At 36.3% G+C, this 19,206-nt stretch carries 17 protein-coding genes; 13 read left to right on the plus strand and 4 right to left on the minus strand.

What is annotated here, in order from left to right:
- The first annotated feature begins 2 nt into the window (after positions 1 to 2).
- The 3 genes from Q0W95_RS02125 (at position 3) to Q0W95_RS02135 (ending at position 3,947) form a co-directional block, all read left to right on the plus strand.
- A complete protein-coding gene (locus tag Q0W95_RS02125) occupies positions 3 to 1,154 on the plus strand; it encodes an FAD:protein FMN transferase (RefSeq protein WP_297789392.1) in 1,152 nt (383 codons plus the stop codon).
- A 42-nt stretch (positions 1,155 to 1,196) separates the two neighbouring features.
- A complete protein-coding gene (locus tag Q0W95_RS02130; protein WP_297789396.1) occupies positions 1,197 to 2,384 on the plus strand; it encodes a MalY/PatB family protein in 1,188 nt (395 codons plus the stop codon).
- Between the two features lie 87 nt (positions 2,385 to 2,471).
- The gene (locus Q0W95_RS02135) at positions 2,472 to 3,947 is read left to right on the plus strand and encodes a DUF1846 domain-containing protein (RefSeq protein ID WP_297789399.1); all 1,476 of its coding nucleotides are present in this window, start codon (positions 2,472 to 2,474) and stop codon (positions 3,945 to 3,947) included.
- Between the two features lie 56 nt (positions 3,948 to 4,003).
- On the opposite strand, the gene Q0W95_RS02140 is transcribed toward Q0W95_RS02135, so the two are convergent.
- A complete protein-coding gene (locus Q0W95_RS02140; RefSeq protein ID WP_297789402.1) occupies positions 4,004 to 6,139 on the minus strand; it encodes a metallophosphoesterase in 2,136 nt (711 codons plus the stop codon).
- A 235-nt stretch (positions 6,140 to 6,374) separates the two neighbouring features.
- Between Q0W95_RS02140 and Q0W95_RS02145 the strand changes: the two genes are divergently transcribed.
- Genes Q0W95_RS02145 through Q0W95_RS02185 form a run of 9 tightly spaced genes read left to right on the plus strand, consistent with a single transcriptional unit; the run spans position 6,375 to position 14,233 of the window.
- A complete protein-coding gene (locus Q0W95_RS02145) occupies positions 6,375 to 7,283 on the plus strand; it encodes a DUF2232 domain-containing protein (protein WP_297789405.1) in 909 nt (302 codons plus the stop codon).
- Positions 7,267 to 9,276 carry a DHH family phosphoesterase gene (locus Q0W95_RS02150; RefSeq protein ID WP_297789408.1) on the plus strand — a complete coding sequence of 670 codons (2,010 nt, stop codon included), beginning with the start codon at positions 7,267 to 7,269 and terminating at the stop codon, positions 9,274 to 9,276. The genes Q0W95_RS02145 and Q0W95_RS02150 overlap by 17 nt, the downstream gene beginning before the upstream one ends.
- The gene (rplI, locus tag Q0W95_RS02155; RefSeq protein WP_297789412.1) at positions 9,254 to 9,703 is read left to right on the plus strand and encodes a 50S ribosomal protein L9; all 450 of its coding nucleotides are present in this window, start codon (positions 9,254 to 9,256) and stop codon (positions 9,701 to 9,703) included. Before Q0W95_RS02150 ends, rplI begins: the two co-directional genes overlap by 23 nt.
- Complete coding sequence (dnaB, locus tag Q0W95_RS02160) at positions 9,703 to 11,034, plus strand: replicative DNA helicase (RefSeq protein WP_297789414.1); 1,332 nt, start codon at positions 9,703 to 9,705, stop codon at positions 11,032 to 11,034. Before rplI ends, dnaB begins: the two co-directional genes overlap by 1 nt.
- Positions 11,027 to 11,581, plus strand: coding sequence for a GNAT family protein (locus Q0W95_RS02165; protein WP_297789417.1), 555 nt, complete (start codon positions 11,027 to 11,029; stop codon positions 11,579 to 11,581). Before dnaB ends, Q0W95_RS02165 begins: the two co-directional genes overlap by 8 nt.
- The gene (locus Q0W95_RS02170) at positions 11,571 to 12,344 is read left to right on the plus strand and encodes a DnaD domain protein (protein ID WP_297789420.1); all 774 of its coding nucleotides are present in this window, start codon (positions 11,571 to 11,573) and stop codon (positions 12,342 to 12,344) included. Before Q0W95_RS02165 ends, Q0W95_RS02170 begins: the two co-directional genes overlap by 11 nt.
- Positions 12,334 to 13,293, plus strand: a complete 960-nt coding sequence (locus Q0W95_RS02175; protein ID WP_297789424.1) for an ATP-binding protein — start codon at positions 12,334 to 12,336, stop codon at positions 13,291 to 13,293. The genes Q0W95_RS02170 and Q0W95_RS02175 overlap by 11 nt, the downstream gene beginning before the upstream one ends.
- Before the next feature lie 3 nt (positions 13,294 to 13,296).
- Positions 13,297 to 13,968, plus strand: a complete 672-nt coding sequence (locus Q0W95_RS02180) for an NAD(P)H-hydrate epimerase (RefSeq protein ID WP_297789426.1) — start codon at positions 13,297 to 13,299, stop codon at positions 13,966 to 13,968.
- A gap of 22 nt (positions 13,969 to 13,990) precedes the next feature.
- Positions 13,991 to 14,233, plus strand: a complete 243-nt coding sequence (locus tag Q0W95_RS02185; RefSeq protein ID WP_297789428.1) for a DUF1294 domain-containing protein — start codon at positions 13,991 to 13,993, stop codon at positions 14,231 to 14,233.
- An 89-nt stretch (positions 14,234 to 14,322) separates the two neighbouring features.
- Here Q0W95_RS02185 and Q0W95_RS02190 read toward each other — a convergent pair whose 3' ends face one another.
- The 3 genes from Q0W95_RS02190 to Q0W95_RS02200 form a co-directional block, all read right to left on the minus strand.
- Positions 14,323 to 15,108 (minus strand): type III pantothenate kinase, encoded by a 786-nt coding sequence (locus Q0W95_RS02190; protein ID WP_297789430.1) that lies wholly within the window; start codon positions 15,106 to 15,108, stop codon positions 14,323 to 14,325.
- Between the two features lie 2 nt (positions 15,109 to 15,110).
- Positions 15,111 to 15,860: an ECF transporter S component gene (locus tag Q0W95_RS02195; protein WP_297789433.1), complete on the minus strand. Its 750-nt coding sequence runs from the start codon at positions 15,858 to 15,860 to the stop codon at positions 15,111 to 15,113.
- A gap of 202 nt (positions 15,861 to 16,062) precedes the next feature.
- The gene (locus Q0W95_RS02200) at positions 16,063 to 17,910 is read right to left on the minus strand and encodes an acyltransferase family protein (protein ID WP_297789436.1); all 1,848 of its coding nucleotides are present in this window, start codon (positions 17,908 to 17,910) and stop codon (positions 16,063 to 16,065) included.
- 314 nt (positions 17,911 to 18,224) lie between these two features.
- Between Q0W95_RS02200 and Q0W95_RS02205 the strand changes: the two genes are divergently transcribed.
- Positions 18,225 to 19,206: aminoacyl--tRNA ligase-related protein (locus tag Q0W95_RS02205; protein ID WP_297789439.1), on the plus strand; the 982-nt coding region annotated here is incomplete at its 3' end.

Genomic DNA, 19,206 nt, shown 5'->3' on the forward strand with positions numbered 1-19,206 from the left:
GAATGAAGAAAATATTTTATCCACTGGCTATAGTTTTGCTATTGGCATCTTGTGGCAAAGAAGATAATGGAAAGCTTACAAATACTGACCAAGTTAGCCAGGCTGAGGATAAATCAACCAATAAAGATGAGCAAAAAGAAGAAAATAGTGCAGAAGGAAGTACCGACCAAGGTCAAGCTTTAGAGAAATTAGATAAGACTTACTACGACTATTTTGATACAGTTACAACTTATTTAACCTACTCAGATGATAAGGAAGGCTTTGAGAAGGCCTGCGATCTTCTTGAAAAAGATTTAGCGAGATACCACAAGCTTTATAATTCCTACGACTCATTCGAAGGCGTTAATAACTTCAAAACCATAAATGATAAGGCTGGAATTGAGCCTGTTAAGGTAGATCCTGAAATAATTGAGCTTGTTGAGTATTCTAAAAAGATGTATGAGCTTACAGATGGGACTATAAATATAGCCATGGGTTCTCTTTTGGGTTTGTGGCATGAGTATAGGGAGATGTCTATTGACAATCCTGACAAGGCAGCCCTACCTCCAGAAAAGGAATTGGTCGCTAAAAGCAAGCACAAAAACATTGATGCTATAGAAATTGACAAGGATAAGTCTACAGTCTATATAAATGATCCAAACGTTCAAATAGATATAGGAGCTATAGGTAAGGGCTTTGCTACAGAAAAAATGGCCAACCACCTAAAGGAAAACGGCTTTACCAGAGGCATTTTATCTGTAGGTGGGGATGATGTGATAATGGGAGATAACCCAAATTCAAGCACGGGCAATTGGAAGATAGCTGTCCAAAATCCATTTTTGGAAGATAAGGACAACCCATATTCATCAGTTGTTTCTGTAAAGAATACTTCTGTAGTAACAAGTGGGGACTACCAAAGATTTTTCACAGTTAATGGAAAGAATTACCACCATATCATAGATCCAGAAACAATGTATCCATCTGATAAGTGGAAGTCTGTTTCTGTAAAAGCAGATAGTATTTCTCTAGCAGATACCCTATCTACTTACTTTTTTATCATAGACCATGAACAAGGACTCAAGAAGGCCAAGGAGAATAAGGTGGAAGTTTTTTGGATAGACAAAGAAGGAAATGAATATAAAACAGATGGCTGGGAAGCCATGGAAGATGAGTAGAAGAGAGATGGGATATCCATCTCTTTTTATATAGGAGATTTTATGAAATATGATTTTGTAAGTAGAGTAGATAGGAGAAATACAGGCTCAGCCAAGTGGCTTGATATGGAAAATAAGAACAAGAAAGTAAGAGAAGGTATAATTCCTCTCTCGGTTGCGGATATGGAATTTGTTCATCCTAGAGAATTGATAGAAGGATTGAAGACATATCTTGATGAGGCTATCTTAGGTTATACTGTGGCAGATGATAGTTTCTATGAAGCTGTAATTACTTGGATGAAAAATCGCCATGATTTTGATGTAGAGAAAGAATGGATTGTAAACACAGGAGGGGTAGTTCCAGCTATATTTAATGCAATAAATACTTTGACTGAAGAAAATGACGGAATAATAATATTTACCCCAGTCTATTATCCCTTCTATAAGGCAATAAATTTGCAAAATAGAAAAGTAGTTGCCTGCCCTCTAATAAATGAGAATGGTACTTATGAAATTGACTTTGAATTGTTTGAAGCACTGGCTAAGAAAACTAGCAATAGGGTTTTATTATTCTGCTCACCTCACAATCCTGTGGCAAGGGTATGGAAGAGAGAGGAACTCGAAAAATTAAAAGATATAATACTAAAAAATGACTTAATCCTTATATCTGATGAGATTCACTTTGATTTGATAATGCCAGGTTACACGCACACAGTTTTCCAAACCATAGATGAAGCTTTAAGCCAAAGAACTATAACTATGACTGCACCAAGCAAGTCCTTTAATATCGCAGGGATGGGAATTTCTAATGTTATCATAAAAAGCAAGGAGCTTAGGGAGAAATTTGTGGAAGGTCTTAGGTCGACTGCTCAAATTCCTTTTACAAGTCTTGGTTTTGTAGCAAACAAGCTCGTCTATTCAACTTGTGAAACTTGGCTTGATGAATGTATTGAAGTAATTAATGGAAACCATAAATATGTAAAAGATTTTTTCAATAAGACCTACCCACAAATCAAAGTCTATCCACTTGAAGGCACCTACCTCCAATGGATAGATTTTAGAGCTTTGGGCTTATCCTATAAGGACCTAGAAGATTTTATGATCAATGAAGCAGAACTTTTCTTAGATGAAGGATATCTTTTTGGAAAAGATGGAGAAGGGTTTGAAAGAATTAACCTAGCATGTCCAAGAGAGGTAATAGAGCAAGCCTTAGAAAGGCTTGATAAAGCCATTAAGGGAAGATTTGTTTAGGAAAATATTTTTAGAAAAAAATTATAAAATTCACTTTTTTTGTGGTAGATTTCTTGGTATAATACTAAAATGTGATTGGAGGTAAGTATGAAATTAGCGTTTAATAATGATAAATATTTGAAGTTACAGTCGGAAAAAATACTTGAAAGAATCCAAAGATTTGATAAACTTTACCTAGAATTTGGTGGAAAACTCTTTGATGATGAGCATGCATCAAGGGTACTTCCAGGATTTTTGCCAGATTCTAAGTTGAGGATGCTCCTAAATCTTAAAGATCAGGCAGAAATAATTATTGTAATCAATGCCAATGATATCGAAAACAACAAGATGAGGGGGGACAATGAAACTCCTTATGATGTTGAAACTTTAAGACTTAAAGAAGCCTTCGAAAAATTCGGATTCTATGTAAGCGGAATAATCATAACCCAATTTGCTAACCAAACCAAGGCAGTAAAATATTCTAAGTATCTAGACAACTTAAATATTCCAAACTATAAGACCTATGAGATTGACGGATATCCAAACAATATTGACCACATAATTTCTAAGGATGGTTTTGGGAAAAATGAGCGATTACAAACAACAAGACCCCTTGTAGTAATCACAGCTCCAGGTCCAGGTTCTGGTAAGATGGCAACTTGCCTATCCCAAATGTACCTAGACCATGAGGCAGGAATTAATGCTGGCTACGCTAAGTTTGAGACTTTCCCTATTTGGAATATAGCCCTCAAACATCCTGTAAATATGGCGTACGAGGCCGCAACTGCCGACCTTGATGATGTAAACATGATTGACCCTTACCACCTTGATGCTTATGGCGAGCTTGCTGTAAACTATAACAGAGATGTTGAGGCCTTTCCAATTTTAAAGAAAATGTTTGAAAAAATCATGGGAAGCTGTCCTTACAAGTCCCCAACAGATATGGGGGTAAATATGGCAGGCTACTGTATAGAGGATAAGGAAGCTTCCTATGCTGCAAGTAAGGAAGAGATAATCAGAAGATATTATAATACTCTTGTCGATTATAAATATGCTAAAGAATCTTACCATGCTCTTGAAAAGATTGAGATGCTCATGAGTCAACTTGAAATTAGTCCTTTGGATAGGCTAGTAGCTATCAAGGCGAGAGAAAAAGCTAAGGCTTGTGGGAAAGAAGCTTTTGCTATAAAACTTGCCGATGGAGAAATAATCACTGGCAAGAAGAGCGATTTACTATCAGCTCCGGCAGCTTGCATCCTCAATGTGCTCAAGAAACTTGGAAAATTAGATGACGAGATTTTGTTGATTTCTCCTCACATAATCGAGCCAGTATCCAAATTAAAGACGGAATCCTTGGGTGGGCAAGAAACATCCCTATCAATCAACGAGATGTTGATAGCCTTGTCAATTTCTGCAACAACCAATCCCCTAAGCCACATGGCAATAGAACAAATCGGAAAACTTAGGAGGTTAGATTCTCACTCAACAACAATATTGAAGGATAACCAAAGAACTATGTTAAGAAAACTTGGTATTAACTTTACCCAAGACCCAATCCTTCACCATGATGATTATGAATATTAGACCATAAAAAACCTCCAGCCTATAAGTGAATTTAAACTTTGGGCTGGAGGAATTTTTTAGCTATTTTTCCTATCGTCGTATTCTATATAGTTAAAATAGTGATCGACTTCGTTTAAGTCTGGATTTTGGTATATGGTTGTTATTTCTTGGTTTATTTCACCGATAAGTCCTAGGATAAAGTACCTAAGTGAGCCTTGCCCGAACATCATATTTGAAATATCCGTTTTTGTTCTTCTGACAAACTTTGTTTTAACTAGAGTTTTGGCTAGGTCAACACCTGTTATTTCTGATTTCTTGGTGATAAATCGTGAGAAGAAATTGAGAAGATCTTTGAAAGTGCTCACTTTTTTAATCATATATTTGTAGGCAACATTTACTGGAAAGCCCTTAGTCTGAACCAAGGCTTCAAAAAATTTCTTACTAGAACCATCTTTTTCAAGCCTTATATTCTCGGTAAGCTTGTCGAAAATTTCATTAATCTCGTCCTTGGCATAATCAAGGATTGTTGTTTCTATATCATATGAGGGGTTGTTTATATTATCTATCATTTTTTGAACATAGGCAGGCTTTTCTTGAGGATTGGTCGACTTATATTGGTAGATATAGTTGGCAAAGTCGTAGAAGCTATGACCCTCATCATCTATAGGCATAGCAAAAACCTTGTTCGTAATTTTATCCATGGCAGAAATCACAAAATTAGGGGTCAATATTTTTTCTGCTTGATTTAGGATATTATCAATTGCATCTTCTATATTTTCAGCCTTGATGAAAAGAGTGTTGGCAAGAGCCTTTATCCTAAATTCGTAGTGGTGGTTTAAGTTATTAACCAAAATCCTTCCGACAAAACTACTATAAATAGGAAAATTATCAGCAATTTTTGGAAAGACGGTTTCATTCATGTAGTTAGTGTAAGGTATATCCACTTCAAGTTTTGCCCTAAGGCTATCTATTATTTCTTTCTTGAAATTTAGCTTTTGAAACTTGGGATTATTGGCTTGAATCCTTATATAATTATGCATAACATCCCTTAGGCTAAGTTGGTCGGTCATGGTGTGGTAGATTGCATCACAAACTTCATGAACCTCGCCAAAATGGTCTGTGTAGGTGAATCTATCAATTAATTCTGTACTTACAAAGACATCAAAGCCCCCATCGGTTGAAGTTTTATTGTCGATTAATATGTGCCTTATAGGAAGTGGGTAGGTTATGGTAGAGCCAGTTTGGATATCATAGATTGTATTTCCCAAGGAACTTGTGTATTTAGCAGTACCATTTTCATGAAGGTGGCCAGTAAAAATAAACTTAACCCCACAATCAGCAAAAATTTCTATAGGAGTTTTGCCATTAATTCTTGGGTCAGTATCTTTTTGAACCTCTCGCCATTCTTTGATTATGAAAGGGGAAAAGGCAAGTTCTTGATTTCTGAAATTAGGAACAAGGGCATGGTGGGCTACAAGAATAACCATATCCCTCCTTTTTTTTGCTTGGTCAATCATATCGACAATCCATCTGATTTGGTCAAGACCTATAGAACCAGCTATGTTTTCCCTAGCATCCCTGTGTTTTTCCTCTGTATCGGCAGAATAAATTGAACTATCTATCATTATGATAGAAAGTCCATTTTCATTAGCAAAGTCCTTTTTAACCCTAGCCACATAGGAAAAATAGCCATGAGCGTAGTAGGCATACTTCTCATCTCTTGCATAAATCTTATTAACCTTATCCAAATAAGACTTAAAAATATCACTATCCCTATAAAATTCTAAGATAGAATCATCCTTGTAAATAAAATCATAGATTTCTTCAAAATCTTTTGGGCTAACATTCTTAGCCTTCTTATCATTTTTGTAATCGTAGGATCTGTGGTTGTTGATATCGTGGTTACCAGGAATCATAAAAATCTTTCTCTTAGGATTTTTCTCCTGCCAAGTCCTTAGGTATTTAGCCACTAGCTTGTGAGATTCGGCCTCTCCTTCCTTAACAAGGTCGCCTGGAAGAATTAAATAATTGCTATTTGCCTTATCCACAATTTCGAGAGCTCTTTTAAATAAGGCCTCACTCTCAACAACAAGCTTTCTCTCGACCTTCAGCTCTTTTATAAAACTATCACTTGTCCCCATTAGGCTACTTGCCAAAACATGGGGGTCTGATATTATTGATATATCAAAATCCTTAATATTATCTGTATTCATAAAATCCTCTTTAGTATTGGTTCTATTATTATACTTAATAGCTATATAAAATAACAGTTAAGCAAATAATTATGGAAAGCTAGGGGAAGAAACTTGAGCAAGTACATCACAAAATCTTATTAATTATCTAATATTTGTTAAATATTATGGATGATTCATAAGATTGAGGATAAGGAAAGAAGAAGTAAAATATTTATAGCTTAATTATTTTTAAAGGTTAAGTGAAAGGAAATTTATGGAAATTAATGAAAAGTTAAATAGATTCATGGAAGCTGTTTTTATGGTAGCCTTGGTGGGGATTTTGATATTCGCATCCGATATATCAATCCTAAGTTTGGGTATGATTCCTATTCTTTTCACCAGCTATATATTTACAAATAGCTTTTTTAGGTTCGCTATGATATTTGTGGCATCCGCTATCGTGAGCTTTTTGTATATGGATGTTATTGATAGCCTGATACTTTTTGGCTTGCTTTTTCTTATAAGCCTTGTTTTTTATCTGGCAATCAAATACATAAAAAGTGATAAGAAACAAATTATAACGGGAGCTATAATTTTTAGTTTAATTTTTATAGGTCTTTATGCCTATGGTATGCAAAAAGAAGGGGTAAGTCTTGAGCTTTTAGCTAGGGAAGTTAAAGAGATTTTTGAGAAAAATTTGGACTATAAGCTATCCTTGGAGGTATATAAGCTAAGTCTAAGTCTTTATCCTAGTATGCTCGCTTTAGTATCCTTTATTTATTCACTTTTTGGTCTAAAACTAATCAGAAATTATGCTAGCATTAAGACAGGAAAATTTAAAGACTTGAGCGGGATAAATGAAATTAGGATAGAAAAGGGAGATATTTTTGTAATTATTGGATTGCTAGCCCTTATCTATTGCATCTCCTATATGTGCAAGTTGAATTTGACCTATGTAAAAATAAATATTTTGCTAATCATCATAGAAATTCTCGCCCTAAATGGATTCTCAGCCTATGATTATATAATCGCTAAGTCAAACCTCCCCCTATCAAGAGGGTTTCAGTGGTTTTTCATAATAATTTTGTTGCAATTCTTGCTAGTGTTATTCATAATCTTAGGATTTATTGATATAATATTAGATGTAAGAAAAAAAAGGAGCCTATATGAAAAACAAAGATGAGTATGTGGGAAATAATAAGATTATCGCTATAATTGCTCTGCCTTGCCTAGCTTCCCTAATTTTGTTTTATTATAATCAAATATTTGGGACTATTGGTCTTATTTTATCTCTTGTCTTGTACTTTTTTCTTAGAAATATTAACCATAACAAGTTAAAAGACCTCCAAGCTTATGTGGATGATATGAATATTTCATTCGATATTATCACAAAAAATGTTGTCTTTGAAATGCCCTTTCCTATTGTTATTTTGGAAGAGGATAGGACTATCAAATGGCACAACACATATTTTAAAGATTTGTTCGAGAAAAAAACTCTGGTAGGATGGGATATAGAAGAATTTCTTCCTGATTTCGAGGGAGTTGACTTCAAAGTTGATGGACTAAAACTTCCCCAAAATATCAATATAGATGGAAAAGTTTTGCAATTTTATTATCAAACAATAACCAACCAAGAAACTGGTAAATCGCAAACTTTCCTCTATGGAATTGACAACACCTACGATGAATCAATCAAGCAATTGTTCAAAGATAAAAGGCTTGTATTTTATTCAGTTTTTATAGACAACTACGAGGATATCAGAAATGCAACCCAGTCTGTCGATAGACCAGCAGTTTTAGGAGAAATAGATAAGGTTATAAATGAATATTTCAAAAAATATAATTGCATAATAAGAAAGTATGAGAATGATAGATTCATGGTGATTAGTGAGTACCAAGACTATAAGGCAATCTATGATTCAAAATTTGCTATCCTAGATGAGGTTAGAAATATAGAAAAAGGGAACACTCTCCCTCCAACTCTTTCTATAGGAGTGGGCATAGCTGGAGCCAAGCCTTCCGATATTTATTCCGACTCAAGAGAAGCGGTTGACATAGCCCTATCTCGTGGAGGGGACCAAGCAGTAGTCAAACTTGAAGATAACTACGAATACTTTGGAGGAAAGACTAAGGCTATAGAAAAAACCAGCAAGGTTAGATCTAGGGTCATATCTCAAGCTCTAAAGAGGATGATTCAATCATCTCCAGACATTTATGTTATGGGTCATAATAATCCAGACATGGATTCCTTTGGCTCTTCCTTAGGCATTTATGAGGGTGCTTACGATATGGGCAAGGAAGTCTATATCGTCCTTAATGAGGTAACAAGACCTATTGAGAATATGTATGAGAGAGTAACAAGTGAGCTAACAGAGCTTAAAGATAATATCCTGACAGAAAGCGAGGCCTTAGATAAGATAAGTCCTCAATCTCTGATAATTGTAACGGATAACCATAGGAAAAACTCTACAGAAGCTCCAGAGCTTTTGGATAAGTCGGACAATATTTTCATCATTGACCACCACAGACGTGGCAAAGATTATATAGCAAATGCGACTATTTCTTATATCGAGCCTTATGCATCAAGTGCATCAGAGCTTGTAACAGAAATTCTATCCTACTTGGATGAAGACTTTAAGGCAAGAACTCCTGTTGCAGAATCTCTCCTAGCAGGAATCACAGTAGATACCAAAAACTTTGTCTACCAAACAGGGGTAAGAACTTTCGAGGCAGCCTCAATCCTAAAAAGATGGGGAGCTGACTCAGTCTATATAAAGAGAATGTTCAAAGATGACTTTGAGATAGTTAAGTATAAGTCAGAAGTTATAGCTGATTCATTTGTTGTTAATGATTTTATAGCCATAGCCCACTTCAAGAGAGATATAGATGGCTCAACGCTTATAGCTTCACAGGCTGCTGATGATTTGTTAAACATAAAGGGAGTTAAGGCGAGTTTCGTCCTTACCATCTCCAACCACAAAATCCACATATCAGGTAGAAGCCTAGGAGATATATCGGTACAATTAATCCTAGAGCGTATCGGTGGTGGTGGCCACCTAACAGCAGCTGCAACCCAACTAGACATGACTATGGAAAATGCTGAAGATATGTTAAGAAAAGCAATAAATGAATATTTAAGAGAGGAAGAAGAAAATGAAAGTAATACTAACAGATGATGTAAAAAGTATTGGTAAAAAGGGAGAAGTTGTAAATGTCAAGACAGGATATTTTAGAAACTTCCTAATTCCAGCTGGCAAAGCCATAGAAGCTACCAAGGAAAATATGGCTGAACTTAAAAAGCTCCAAGATAAAATGAAAGCTGAAGAAGCCGAAAATAGAAAAAAAGCTGAGGCTATCAAGGAAAAAATTGAAGGTCTAACTCTTACAAAGAAGGTAAGAACAGGAGAAGATGGTAAATTATTTGGTTCAGTTACCAACAAGGATATAGCTCAAGCTCTCAAGGAAGAAGGCATCGACCTAGATAGAAAAAAAATCGAAGGTGTAGAAAAAATAACAGGTCTCGGAGAATTTGTCCTTAATGCTAAGCTTTTTGAAGGGGTAAACGCCAATCTTAAAGTTAACGTAGTTTCTGAGGCTGAATAATGACTGAGGACCCAAGGTCCCTACCACACGACTTCTTAGCAGAGCAAGCTATAATCGGAAGTATTCTAGCTAAAAACGAAACTTTTGATAGTATTAATCAAATTATAAAACCTGTAGACTTTTATGATTCTAGGACGCAGAGGATATACAAGTCCATCCTAAAGATGTTTGAAAAAGACATTAAGGTAGATGAGATTTCCCTATTATCCCAGCTAAAGAATGAAAATATTTTACAAGAAGTTGGAGGGGAGGAGTTTATCACTGAGATTACCCTCTCCTCATTTTATACTCCAAACGTCGATACATATGCCAAATCAGTCAAAGAAAAATCTATACTAAGAAGTCTTATAGGGGCGAGCGAGGATATTATCGATTTAAGCTACAGGCATGATGGTAAGATTGACTCTATTCTATCAACGGCAGAGTCTAAAATTTTTGAAATCTCCCAAGACACCCACAACAAGGGTCTTGTGAGACTTTCAGATACTATGGAGGAAACTCTCCAAAAGATAAATGAACTAACCCTTGCTGATGGAAGTATTACAGGAGTTACTACTGGGCTAAGCATTGTAGATACCAAACTTTCAGGTCTCCAACAAGCTCAGCTAATTCTTCTGGCAGCAAGACCTGCTATGGGTAAGACTGCCCTAGGACTTACTATGGCGTGGAATGCAGCCAAGGTAGGCAAGTCTGTTGCCTTCTTCTCCCTAGAAATGTCAACCTACCAATTAAACCAAAGACTTTTGTCAATGGTATCAATGGTAAATCTTGAAAATATTATTAATGGTTCGATTAGAGATGAAGATTGGAAGCTTCTAATCCACGCAACCAAAGAAATCACCTCAAGAGAAATTTATGTTGACGAAACTCCAGGCATTACACTATCTGAGATGAGAAGTAAGCTAAAAAGACTCAAGGCTGAAGTAGGAATTGACCTTGTAGTAATTGACTACCTTCAACTCATGCAGGCTGACGGTAGGCAAGAAAATAGGCAAAATGAGATTGCATCAATCTCCAGAGGACTTAAATCCCTATCCAAGGAATTAAATTGTCCGATTCTTTCCCTAGCCCAACTGTCTCGTGAGGCTGACAAGAGGTCTGACCACAAGCCAATCCTATCAGACCTTAGAGAATCAGGGGCAATCGAGCAAGATGCAGATGTTGTAATGCTCTTATATAGAGAAGACTACTATGATGAGGAAGATAATCCTAATATTGCCAAGCTTATTGTCGCCAAGCACCGAAATGGGTCTACTGGAACTCTTGAATTATTCTTTAATAAACCATGTACCACCTTCAGAGACCTAAGTCAAAGAGAAGAAAATGCCTAGAGTTTACTTAGAAAAGATGAGTCAAAAGACGGCTAGTGAAGTAAAAAAATGGACAGACTTTGATGATCCAAGGCTTGTAGGATATAACTATTCCAAGCTATCAGATTTTGAAATAAAAATCTGGTATGGGTCGATATCCACACCAAGAAAAAAGTACTTTGCAGTCAAAAGAATTGACGATGACAAATTTATTGGTTTTGTTGGTTTAAAGCAGATTAATCCTGTAACAAAGAGGGCTAAACTTGGCGTGGTTTTTGACAGTGCCTACACTTCAATGGGTTATGGGACAGAATCTATTAGACTAATCTTGGCTAAGGGATTTGAAGATTATAGGCTTAGGGAAGTATTGCTAGATGTCAATCTCTTTAATAAAAGAGCCCTTAACTCCTACCTTAAATGTGGCTTTAAAGAAACTGGATATAGCAGAGAAGTATTTGAAAATCAAGATATAGCTTGTGATGAAAGGTATTTTGAAAATAGAGGAGGACTCATATATTCAAAAATACTGACCATGAAAATTACAAAGGAAGATTATTATGGACTTTAAGATGCAAGATCTAAAACTGGATATGGGAACGACTCCCCTAGAGAATATGTTTTTGAATACCTATGTTCAAATGGCCGATGGTGATGCAATTAAGGTCTATCTTTTGATTTACAAAGATTGCTATAATTACCATAGGGTAGATGCTGGAAAAATAAAAAGACAATTAAGCTTTACTGATGACCAGTTTGATAAGGCTGTAGATTTTTGGGTCAACATGGGTATTTTTAGGAAAAAAAGGGCAGATAATGGGACGGACTACATAGAAATAGTTTCCCTAAGACAGATGTATTTTGGCGATAGTCAGGATGATAATTCTAGTGAAGCAGCCTACGATTTAGCTCAAAGAAAGTCTATCATGTTCACCAACATTGAAACAATGATTGACAGAAACCTAACACCTGCCGATATAACAAGGATTCAAGAAACCATTCTCGAATATAATTGCGACCCAGAACTTGTAACAGAAGCCTTCAGACAAGCTAAGGTAAGTGGAAATGTTGATGTAAAATATGTTATGGGCTTTGTAAAAACTTGGCGAGACCAGAATATCTCAAACCTCAATGACCTCAGAATGAAGGAAGAAAGAGATAAGTTATTAAGAAATAAGTCCCCTCGTCAATATAGGAAAAGACCAAGACCGGCCTCCCAAAATCAACCGACAAATCAAGCAGAAAATTCTGAGATATCCTCTTTTATCCAAAGGAGAAAGGAAGAAAGGCTTAACAAAATCCTAAAACAAAGGGGTGAAGACAATGACTCCTAGTCAAAAGGCAAGCGCCATACTTGAGCAAAGAAGAAAAGAAGATAAGAGAAGTCAAGAGAAGAGAATTGCAGAAGTTTATGAAAAAGTTCCACAAATCAAGGCTCTTGATAGGCAAATCAAAGAGATAGGATTTACGACTCTAAAACTTATAGCAAGTGGTAAGACTAGCAAGGCTTACGAGGAAAAAATAGACTTTCTTACCCAGCAAAAGCAACAACTCCTAAGGAAAAATGGCTTTGACCTAGACTATATGGAGATCAAATACCACCATGAAGTGTGCAAGGACACAGGTTTTGTTGGAACTAAGATGTGCTCTTGTAGGAAGCAATTGATAATTGACCAAAAATACGACCAATCTAACATCAAAAACCAAATCATGGAGGAAAATTTTAATTCTTTCAACATTAATTTATACTCCAAAAACACGGACAAGACCTATGGGATAAGCCCCTATGAGAATATGAAATACATTATCGGAGGTGTAAAAAAGTTTGTCAACAACTTTGCCTACGAGACAGGCAATATTTATATCTATGGAGATGTTGGAAGGGGCAAGACCTTCTTGATTAATTCCATAGCCAAGGAGATTTTGGATAGGAATTTCTCAGTTGTCTACATGACCTCAACTAAACTTTTCAAATTCCTAAATGACTACCTTTATGCCTTTGAAGATAGGAGGGAGAACTTGGAAGAAAAGTATAGGCTGATTTTTGACTCAGACCTCTTGATAATAGACGATTTAGGGGCAGAAGCAAGCCGACAAGCTGATAGATCCAACCTTTTTGATGTGGTAAATGAGAGAATGAACGCAGGAAAACCGATAATATTTTCATCAAACCTTGACGAAGAAGCCCTCCAAGAAATTTATGGACCAAGAATTTTTTCTAGGATAATGGGCAACAATAGCAGGATTTATGAAATATTCGGTGAGGACTTGAGATTGAGGTAGCCTATGCTAGTAGTTGACAGAGATGAAATAAGACGAATTGACACCTACGCCATAAATGTTCTGCAAGTTCCAGCCCTTTGTCTGGTAGAAAGAGCTGGTCTTGCCATCATGAAAAACATAAATTTAGATGTAAGAACGAGCTTTGCCATAGTAGTTGGATGTGGAAACAATGGGGCAGATGGTCTCGCCCTTGCAAGAAACCTCCTAGCTAGGGATATGTATGTAGAGATTTATATAGTTGGCGATGCCCAAAAGGCAAGTCCCGAATTTATCGCAAACTATAGGTCCTTAGTCAAACTCACCGACAAAATTTTTCCAGTAATAACCATAGAAGATATCAACCAAATGGAGAAAAATCTTGGAGAAGTATCGACAATTGTTGAAGGTATTTTTGGAACTGGTATAAATAGGTCAATTCAAGGGGTGGAGGCCTTTGTCATATCCCTAATAAATAGGACTATGAAATATACCATTTCAATCGACCTTCCATCAGGTCTTGATGCGACAACAGGCAAACAATGGGGCGAGATAATTGATAGCGACCTTATAGTGAGTATGCAAGTTATGAAAAAGGGAGTCTATCAAATCAAAAGACTGAGAGATAAGTGCCTGGTAGAAGATATAGGCATCCCCAAAAAGGCGATAAGAGCTGTCCTAGGCAAGGAAGCCATTTAAGGCTTTAAGAAAATCCTAGTTTATGAAAAGAGAAATATTAGTCTACCTACTCACAATAAATATTCTAGCTATATTTTTAACAACCTATGATAAAATCGCCAGTAAGAAATTTAGGAGAAAAAGGATTAGGGAAAATGTCCTCCTCCTTGTCGGAATTCTCGGAGCATCCCTTAGTATGTATCTCACCATGCATCTAATCCACCACAAGACCAAGCACAAAAAGTTTATGCTAGGACTACCACTAATCATAATAATCCATGTATAGCATTATTCTTAATTTTTAAAAACTACTTATCAACCAAATGTATCTAAAAATTTTAAATCAAAAAAAGACGAGCTAGCTCGTCTTTTAACTTATCTATTTTTAATCCTCGTATTCAAATCATAAATTTCTTTAAGACCCAACAGTCCCAAATGGGGGATAGGTTGGGTTTTGAATTTTAAATCATCGAGCAGATGAGAAAATTCTCCACAGGTTATTATCCTTGTGCTTTCAGAGTTAAGGTCATTTTGCTTGATGATTTCTTCGACTATGGCAGAGATTGCCTTTTGGTAGGCGAAATATATGCCACTTTGCATAGCACTTGTTGTGCTAGTTCCGAGAATTTGCTTGGACTTTTGGATTTCTACTTGGTAGAGTTTGGCACTTTCTCTGGCTAGGGATTCTTGGAAGAGCTTTGCCCCTGGCATGATAATTCCACCCTTAAATTCTTTTTTGCTATTGATATAGTCGATAGTTGTTATAGCAGAAGCCGAGATTATTATTATATCTCCTTCGGCAAATTTTTTGCCTGCCACAGCCCTTATTATCCTATCACTTCCCACGTCCTTGGGATTATCGTATTTGATATTTATGCCAATCTTTAGCCCTGGCGAAATAAAATATGGGTCTTTACCAGAAATCAGATTTGCTACTTGCCTGTAAGTTTCATCAAGTTCTGGAACGACTGATGAAATTATCACTTCGTCAATAGCACTTGGACTGAGCTTGGCCTCTCTTATTAAAGACTTGATTATGAGGGCAAGCTCATTGGCTGACCTGTCTTTATTACTAGCTAGACAAAAGTTCGCCACAAAGTCGTCTTTATCAAAGACTCCGAAGGTCGTTTGCCTATTTTCTATATCAATTGCTAGAAGCATTTTTATCTCCTTGATGATTTGATAGCTTTTATAACAGCTGTAGAAAGGATAACTGAAAGGATTGCTTCAGGAATACCACTTGTGATTGTTACACCGAGGATGGCAGATCTTGCACTATCCATAGGAATACCTAACGTTGTTACATATATTTCAGCATAAATTAGATAAATTCCACCCAAAACTAGGATTGTGTTGGTCATTGATCCAACGAAAGCTCCAATAGCTATTGGGAAATCTCCTTTGGAAGATTTTTGCGAATATATAAATAAGCCAATAACAACAAGGAGCAAGACTCCTACAAAAATTATGTTCATAGTTGACTTACCTGCCCTTATATTTTTGATAAGTAGGTAAACTAGGGCGATGGATATAGCAAACCACAAAACTTTTGCAAGTCCCTTTAGCTTATCACTATTTATCTTTGTACAAGCCCTGTAGGCATAGTAAGATGTGATTCCAATTAAAATTCTTGGAAGAACTGAAATGATTGGGTTGTAAAAAACAAAGGACACTGGACTAGGGTTTCTTATAAGAGCATTTAACAAAGAAGAAACACCAAATATAAGTCCAACTAAGGCACCTACAAGAGGACCTTCCGCAATAGCTCCGATAATAACAGGAATGTGCATGGTTGTCGCATTGATAAGCCCAAGTGGGATAAGACCGAGTGGAGTCAGACTAAGCACGATGGTAATAGCACCGAGCATGGCTGACGTAACAAGCTTTCTACTACTGATTGTTCGTTTATTCATAATTACCTCCTGATACGGTTCTCTAGGATACCGTTCTTTGCATCAAATGATGCTTGAAACATATTTTTATCTACAAATCTAATCCAGTATCTCCAAAATTTGTGAAATCAGGACTATAAATTCATAGACAATTAAAATTATAACTAAATTTCCCCCATAAGTAAAGAAAAACTTCCCCAAGCTTTCGCCCGAGGAAGGTGATTTATGGAAGGACCTTATTTACATTCAATATTTTTCTACAAACTAGTTTGGCAAAGTCCTCACTTCCTTCAACATTCGGATGAACTTTGTCAACTGCCAAGAGATTTTCTTTGTCCTTAATAAAAGCTCTCCAGTCAACCAAGTGAGCCTTAGGATTTTTGTCTGTAAAGTCCTTAATCTGCTCGTTGACTTGGTCCATATAGGATTGGAGGTGGCTAGTATTTACAAAATACACATCTCTGCCATCTGCTTCATCGACAATAGCCTGCATATCGTCAGTTGACTTGAACCCATTAGAACCGAGAACAACAAGGATAATATCGTTGAGTCCGTTGACTGCCTTGACATTATTGAGGGTGTCGGGACCATCCCACATATTTCTACCCACAAGTCCATCGAGGTAGAGGTTAGGGACAAAGGCTCTTAGGTAGGAATCAATATTTATAAGAACCGAATCACCGATAGCAGTTATGGATAAATTCTTTAGATATTCTTTCTCCTTGTCGGTAAAGGTAAAATCATCGTAGGCTTTTTCTGTAAACTTCCCATCATTGTTTTTAACTTCTTTCTTAGCCTCAACCTTTGGAGGTTCTGCTTTTTGGGGAAGGCTCTGAGCATTTTTCTTGGCTTGTTCGTTTCTCTTCTTGATTTCCTCCTCATTTTTGGCAAATTGTTTCTTGAACTCTTCCATCTGAGCCTCTTTCTTATTACCAATTATGAGGGAAGTTGCATTCAAAATACCAACAAGGGCAAGGGCAAAAGCCAACTTCCTAACCACGAATGCCTTCTTCATCCTCCTTAGGCTGTAAGAAATCTCAGCTAGGACAACCAAACTAAAAACTTCCACCAAGTAGAAAATTGTCTTTGAAGAAATCTTGTTTCTAAAGAGGTAGACCATAAAAATTTGGACTATATATTGCCACAAGTAGTAGTAGTAGGACCTATCTCCCAACCAAATCAGAAACCTAAATATAGGATTTTGGTTCCTATATCTGATAGGATTTTCAACTTCGGACTTATAAATCAAGGTCAAAAATAGGCAAACAAGAACCTGGTAGACTAGGAAAAAAGTCCTATAAACCCACAAGTTCTTTCCATCTATGAAGAAAAAGGGAAGGACAATGGCGATTAAAAGTGCCAAACAAGTTTTTTTCCTAGGAAGTCTATCGATAAGATCTCCCCATTTTTCATAGGCGAGATAGGTTACTGACCCCAAGAAAAATGCACTAAGCCTTACATCAGTCCCATAATATATCCTAATCACACTAGCTTTAGTAAAGGATAGGTAGTAGCTAAGAATGATTGATAAGAGACTAAGACCTAAAAATATATAAAGCCTAGCCCCATTTAGCCTAAACTTATTAATAAGATAATCCGCACCATAATATATTACAATATATTGGAGGTAGACTGCTATATACCAGAGGTGGGTAAAGAGATTAAAATTCCCCGACCTATCAAAATATGAAATTCCCTTAACGATCGCCCTGATATTTTCGTAGGCAAACATGGTAGCAAGCGAGCTTCTCACACTATCATCAAAAATATCCCTAGCAAAAATCAAGGAAATAAAAAGGGAGATGGCGATAATAGACCACATAGGAGAAATTATCTTGAATATTCTTTTTTTGATTCTATCTATAAAATATCTAAATTCAACTAGGTCATAAGTCCTTGTCGACGATTTGGCAAGGAAAAATCCAGATATAATCATAAAGATTATAACACCTAAAAATCCACCAGGCAGCTTGTGGCTAAATAAGTGGTAGGTAGAAACTGCCAACAAACTCACTGCTTTGAGCATGGTAACATAATTGAACTTTACTTTTTTTACTTTTCTATTTTTCATCATTATTTCATCCATCCTAACCTAATTATTATAGCACAACGACCTTAAATTTGCATATAATATCTCGGTCTTGAGAAAAAAATTATTTAATGTATAATAAATATAAATTTAATAGTGCATTGATAAGCCCTAGTAACTAGGAAAGGCATATAGAGAGGAGATGGATGGTGAAAATCTCTTGCAAGGAACTAGTGAATCTAGCTTTGAGCATATATATTAATTAAGGCAAAGTAATTTGTATAATTTGGGTGGCACCACGAGACCTTCGTCCCAATTGGGCGGGTCTTTTTTTATTGGAAAAAGGAGAAATAATTATGATTGATATTAAATTGCTTAGAGAAAATCCAGAATTGGTTAAAGAAAACATTAAGAAAAAATTCCAAGAAGAAAAACTTAAACTTGTTGATGAAGTCTTAGACCTTGACGAGAAACTTAGATCCTTCAAAACTGAAGGAGACAATCTAAGAAGCCAAAGAAACAAGACCAGCAAGGAAATAGGAGCCCTTATGGGTCAAGGCAAGAAGGAAGCTGCCGAAGAAGCCAAGAAGTTGGTAAAAGAAATAAACGATAAGCTCCTCCATATAGAAGCTCAAACAGAAGAATTTGCCCAAGAAGTCAAAAAAAGAATGCAAGTCATTCCTCAAATAATTGACGATACTGTCCCAATAGGCAAAGACGATACAGAAAATGTCGAAATCGAAAAATTTGGTGAACCTCTTGTACCTGACTACGAAATCCCTTACCACATAGACATCATGGAATCCTTTGATGGAGTTGACCTTGATGCCGCAAGAGAAACATCTGGGGCAGGCTTCTACTACCTAAGAGGAGATATAGCAAGACTACACTCAGCCATCCTATCTTATGCGAGAGACTTCATGATAGACAGGGGCTACACCTACTACATCCCACCATTTATGATAAGATCTGACGTAGTTACAGGCGTAATGAGCTTTGCTGAAATGGAAGATATGATGTATAAAATTGAGGGCGAAGACCTATACCTAATCGGAACAAGCGAACATTCCATGATTGGTAAATTCATCAACACCATAACAGAAGAAGAAAAAATGCCTCTCAAGATGACATCCTACTCACCATGCTTTAGAAAAGAAGTTGGAGCTCATGGTATCGAAGAAAGGGGAGTTTATAGAATCCACCAATTTGAAAAACAAGAAATGGTAATAATTTGTAAACCAGAAGACTCAAAGACCCTCTACAATGAACTATGGAAAAACACTGTAGACTTCTTTAGAAGCCTAGAAATCCCAGTAAGAACTCTCGAATGTTGCTCAG

The sequence above is a fragment of the uncultured Anaerococcus sp. genome (assembly GCF_947253225.1).
Lineage (GTDB): Bacteria > Bacillota > Clostridia > Tissierellales > Peptoniphilaceae > Anaerococcus.